This is a genomic window from Cypionkella sp., from assembly GCF_028290025.1.
Lineage (GTDB): Bacteria > Pseudomonadota > Alphaproteobacteria > Rhodobacterales > Rhodobacteraceae > Cypionkella.
Map to the genome: position 1 here is coordinate 1 of NZ_JAQGKQ010000031.1, position 4,463 is coordinate 4,463.

Sequence of the window (4,463 nt, forward strand, 5' to 3'; positions counted from 1 at the left end):
CACTTTTGTTCGGAAAAATGCCAGACCAAATTCAAGACGGATCCTTGGTTCTATGCCTCGGGCAACGCATCCAAACGCGGCAAGGTCGCGGTGGTGGCCGCGCAATACACCTGCCCGATGCACCCTCAGATCGTCCGCGATGCGCCGGGGGCCTGTCCGATCTGCGGCATGGCGCTGGAGCCGATGCTACCGTCGGACGCGCCGAGCGAGGAACTAGCCGATTTTACGCGACGTTTGTGGATTTCGGCGGCGGCTGCAGTGCCGCTGGTGGTGCTGACGATGGGGTCGCTGGTGGGCTTGCCGCTGCGCGACTGGGTAGGCCATCAGAACGCGATGTATCTGGAGTTTCTTCTCGCCACGCCGATCATCCTCTGGGCCGCCCTGCCGTTCTTCCGGCGAGGATGGGACTCGGTGCTGAACCGCTCGCCCAACATGTGGACGCTTATTTCCTTCGGTGTAGGGGCGGCTTATGGCTATTCGCTACTCGCCACATTCCTGCCTGGCGTGTTCCCGGAGGAATACAGCATGGGCGGCATGGTCGGCACGTATTACGAGGCGGCGGTGGTGATCGTGACGCTGGTGTTTGTGGGGCAAGTGCTGGAGTTGCGCGCGCGCGAACGCACCGGTGATGCCATCCGGGCCCTGCTGGATCTGGCCCCCAAGACGGCACGTCGTATCCTGTCCGATGGGTCAGAATACGATGCGCCACTGGAGAATATCATGGCGGGCGACCGGCTCCGGGTGCGGCCCGGCGACGCCGTGCCAGTTGATGGTGTGGTGATTTCTGGCAACTCGTCGCTCGATGAAAGCATGTTAACCGGCGAGTCGATGCCCGTGGAAAAAACCCGTGGCGATCCGGTGACGGGGGCCACGATCAACAAGAATGGCTCCTTGGTGATCGAGGCGGGAAAGGTCGGCGCGGATACGGTGCTGGCTCAGATCGTGGCGATGGTCTCGGGCGCGCGCCGGTCACGCGCGCCCATCCAGGGGCTGGCAGATCGCGTATCAGCTGTGTTTGTGCCGACGGTTGTGGGTGTCGCGGTATTGGCCTTTGCAGGGTGGATGGTTCTTGGCCCCGCCCCGGCACTGGTGTTTGCCTTCGCCTCTGCAGTATCGGTGCTGATCATCGCCTGCCCCTGTGCGCTTGGCCTTGCGACGCCGATTTCCATAACGACGGCTGCGGGGCGCGGAGCGCAGGCAGGCGTGCTGATCAAGGACGCCGAAGCGCTGGAGCGGATGGCGGGTGTGAACATTCTGATCGTGGACAAGACCGGCACGCTGACGCTCGGCAAACCCGCGCTGACCGACATAGTGCGGCTGGCGGCGATTGCCGAGGACGACATTCTCGCGGTTGCAGCGGCACTCGAACGGGGATCGGAACATCCCTTGGCTGAAGCGATTGTCGAAGGTGCTGCGGCGAAATCCGTGCGCAAACTGGACGCGACTGATTTCGAAGCGGTGACGGGCAAGGGTGTGAAGGGCCGCGTCGACGGGCGGCCTGCGGCCCTTGGCAATGCAGCGATGATGCAGGATCTTGGGCTCGATGTGTCGGGAGCCGAAGCTGCAGCTGATTTGCTTCGTGTCTCGGGCAAAACGGCGATGTTCGTGGCGATTGACGGTGCATTGGCCGGCATTGTCGCCGTCGCCGACCCGATCAAGGACAGCACTGCTCCGGCGATTGCCGCCCTGCACGCACTCGGTATTCGGGTGATCATGGCGACCGGGGACAACGCGCGCACGGCGCAGGCTGTCGCCGCCAGCTTGGGTATTGATGAGGTGCGCGCAGGCGTGCTGCCCGAGGCCAAGAAAGATTTGATCGACCAGTTGCGAAGCGAAGGTCACAAGATCGCCATGGCCGGGGATGGCGTGAATGATGCGCCCGCCCTTGCTGCAGCTGATGTCGGTATTGCCATGGGCACTGGCGCCGATGTGGCAATGGAAAGTGCAGGCATCACGCTTTTGGGGGGCGATCTGATGGGCATCGTGCGGGCGCGCAAACTGGCGCGGGCCACGCTGCGCAACATTAAGCAGAACCTGTTCTTTGCATTTGCATACAACGCGGCGGGCATTCCGGTTGCGGCTGGCTTGCTTTACCCGCTGACCGACACCCTGCTTTCGCCGATGATAGCGGCGGCCGCGATGAGCCTGTCATCGGTGTCGGTCATCGCGAACGCGCTCCGGCTCAGGCGCGTGGCTCTTTAGGAGGATAGAGTGGACCCTGCTGCGCGTGGCCAGCGACGGTGAAGATCATCGATCATCAGCGCGTGGCGGTGTTCGGCACCGGCATGCTCGCGCAGGTGCGGGTGGTTGGGTGGCAGATCGGGGTGCGAATGGGGCATCTCCACCGGGTCGGCCGCGGGCCACAGCCGGATGACTGCGACCAACGCTACAGCGCCCAGTGCGGCTAGTCCGAGCGCCGCTTGCGGCAGGCCATAGGTGGACCCAAGCCAGCCCGCCAGTGGATAGGTGACCAGCCAAGCCGCGTGCGACAGCGCGAACTGTGCTGCGAACACAGCTGGGCGATCCACGGCGTGGGCAGAGCGGTTCAGGATGCGGCCGATGGGGATCTGGCTGCAAGCAAAGCCGAAGCCGATGAGCGCCCAAAGGATCATCAGCGACACCAATCCCGGCATTAGGGGCGTCAGTGCCACCACGGCGACCATGCCCCCAGCGCCCGCCAGCATCACCGGGCGGTCATCCATCCGGTTCAGAACGTGGGGCAAAAGAAACGCGGCCAGTATCGACCCCGCCCCGAAGGCCGCAAAGGCCAGCGCCACTTGTGCTTCGCCCAAGCCAAAGCGAGCCTGCACCAGAACGACGGTATTCACATAGATCATCGCGCCTGCGGCGGCGACGGCCAGTTCCATGACCATCAACCCGCGCAGGCGGGGCGTAGCGAGGTAGATGCGAATACCCTTGGTGGTGCTGGCCCAGAAATGACCGGGCGGTGCGGGTGCGCGGGCTGGAAAGACGACGGTGGCGACCAGCAGCGCCGACCCGACGAAGCCCAGAACTGTTCCGCCGAACAGCACTGGAAAACTCACCACCGTCAGGAGTGCGGCGGCAAGCATGGGGCTGAGCAGTTGCTCCAGATCCTCGGTCAGGCGCATGAGGGACAACGCGTTAGTGTAATTCTTCTCGTCAGGCAGCACATCTGGGATAGTTGCCTGAAACGCCGGAGTGAACCCTGCGGACGCGGCCTGCAACAGAAAGATCAGGGCATAAACCTGCCAGATCTCGGTGACGAATGGCAGGAAAAGCACGACAACGGCGCGGACCAGGTCCAGCGCCACCAGAAAGGCGCGGCGCGGCAGGCGTTCGGCGAGGGCAGCAGCCAAAGGGGCCAGCATGACATAGGCGATCATCTTGATCGCCAGCGCGGTTCCCAGCACCAGCCCGGCATCTGCGCCCGCAAGTTGCCATGCCAGCAGACCAAGCGCCACTGTGGCGAGCCCGGTGCCCAGCAGGGCGACGAGCTGCGCCGCGAACAGATGGCGGAAGGTGCGGAAGGAGAGGACGCTAAGCATGAGGAGGTCTCTAAAAAAGTATCGAAGGGTCGGCAGTATGGGGTAAAACTTTGTCGCCCTGCACTATAAAGCGACCAGCAGTGCTGGCATGTTGGCTGTCAATGCCGCCCGAATCCTGCCCCTGTCGGACTGGTTTGCGTCACCCGCGATGTTTCCCCTTCCAGATCGGCAAGGATCGGGCAATCGGGGCGATGATCGCCATTGCAGCCTTGGGCGAGATGTTCGAGGGTTGCGACCATATCCTCCATTTCGCGGATTTTGCGGCGCAGGCCGTCGATCTGCGACAGTGCAAGCTGCTTTACATCTGCGCTGTGGCGGGACCGGTCGCGCCAGAGGGCCAACAGTTCGGCAATCCGATCAACCGTAAAGCCCAGATCCCGCGCGCGGCGGACAAAGCGCAGCATCTGCACTTCGGTGCTCGTATAGGTCCGGTAGCCCGCAGCACTGCGACCGGCATCGGGGATCAGACCAGTCTGTTCGTAGTAGCGGATCATCTTGGCCGAAACGCCCGAGGCTTTGGCGGCTTCACCGATGTTCATGGCGGTCTCTCCTGACGCTTGCGTGGGCTGAAAATGGCGCAGATGCAGCACATTTCCCAGAGCGAACACGCTCGAAAGGGCCATCGCCGCACAGGCGAACATCGGTGACATCGGCGCGTTGGGTTGGGAGATTAACGGTCGTCTCTGTCACACCCGGCACGGCACGCAGCGCCCCTTCGACCTGGCCCACGCAAGAGGCGCAGGTCATGCCGTCCACTGGCGAGATCAACGTCATGCTGTTTTCGGCGGCATCAATGCGGCGGTCTTTCCAAAATTTTCACTTCCCCCCACCGAGAATAGGACTTCCAATCATGGGAAGGTCAAGGAGAAGTTTCGGAAAAGAATGTGCACTCTGATCCTTGACCTTCCAATAGTGGGAAGCCCTATCTCATTAGGC

The 4,463-nt window shown here is 62.8% G+C and carries 3 protein-coding genes and 1 pseudogene; 1 reads left to right on the top strand and 3 read right to left on the bottom strand.

Going from position 1 to position 4,463, the window contains the following annotated elements:
* A partial coding sequence (locus tag JWS10_RS04195) for a copper-translocating P-type ATPase (RefSeq protein WP_299505095.1) occupies positions 1-2,202 on the top strand: 2,202 nt, incomplete at its 5' end.
* Here JWS10_RS04195 and JWS10_RS04200 read toward each other — a convergent pair.
* The 3 genes and pseudogenes from JWS10_RS04200 to JWS10_RS04210 all read right to left on the bottom strand — a co-directional run.
* A complete protein-coding gene (locus JWS10_RS04200; RefSeq protein WP_299505097.1) occupies positions 2,199-3,527 on the bottom strand; it encodes an MFS transporter in 1,329 nt (442 codons plus the stop codon). The genes JWS10_RS04195 and JWS10_RS04200 overlap by 4 nt on opposite strands.
* 98 nt (positions 3,528-3,625) lie before the next feature.
* Positions 3,626-4,066, bottom strand: a complete 441-nt coding sequence (gene cueR / locus JWS10_RS04205; RefSeq protein WP_299505099.1) for a Cu(I)-responsive transcriptional regulator — start codon at positions 4,064-4,066, stop codon at positions 3,626-3,628.
* 106 nt (positions 4,067-4,172) lie between these two features.
* Positions 4,173-4,301 (bottom strand): annotated as a pseudogene (locus JWS10_RS04210) (heavy metal-associated domain-containing protein); the annotation flags it as partial.
* Positions 4,302-4,463: the final 162 nt, after the last annotated feature.

Excerpts from the sequence above, each read along its gene's own strand:
- JWS10_RS04200 (WP_299505097.1), bottom strand. The coding sequence starts at position 3,527 with ATGCTTAGCGTCCTCTCCTTCCGCACCTTCCGCCATCTGTTCGCGGCG.
- cueR (WP_299505099.1), bottom strand. The coding sequence starts at position 4,066 with ATGAACATCGGTGAAGCCGCCAAAGCCTCGGGCGTTTCGGCCAAGATG.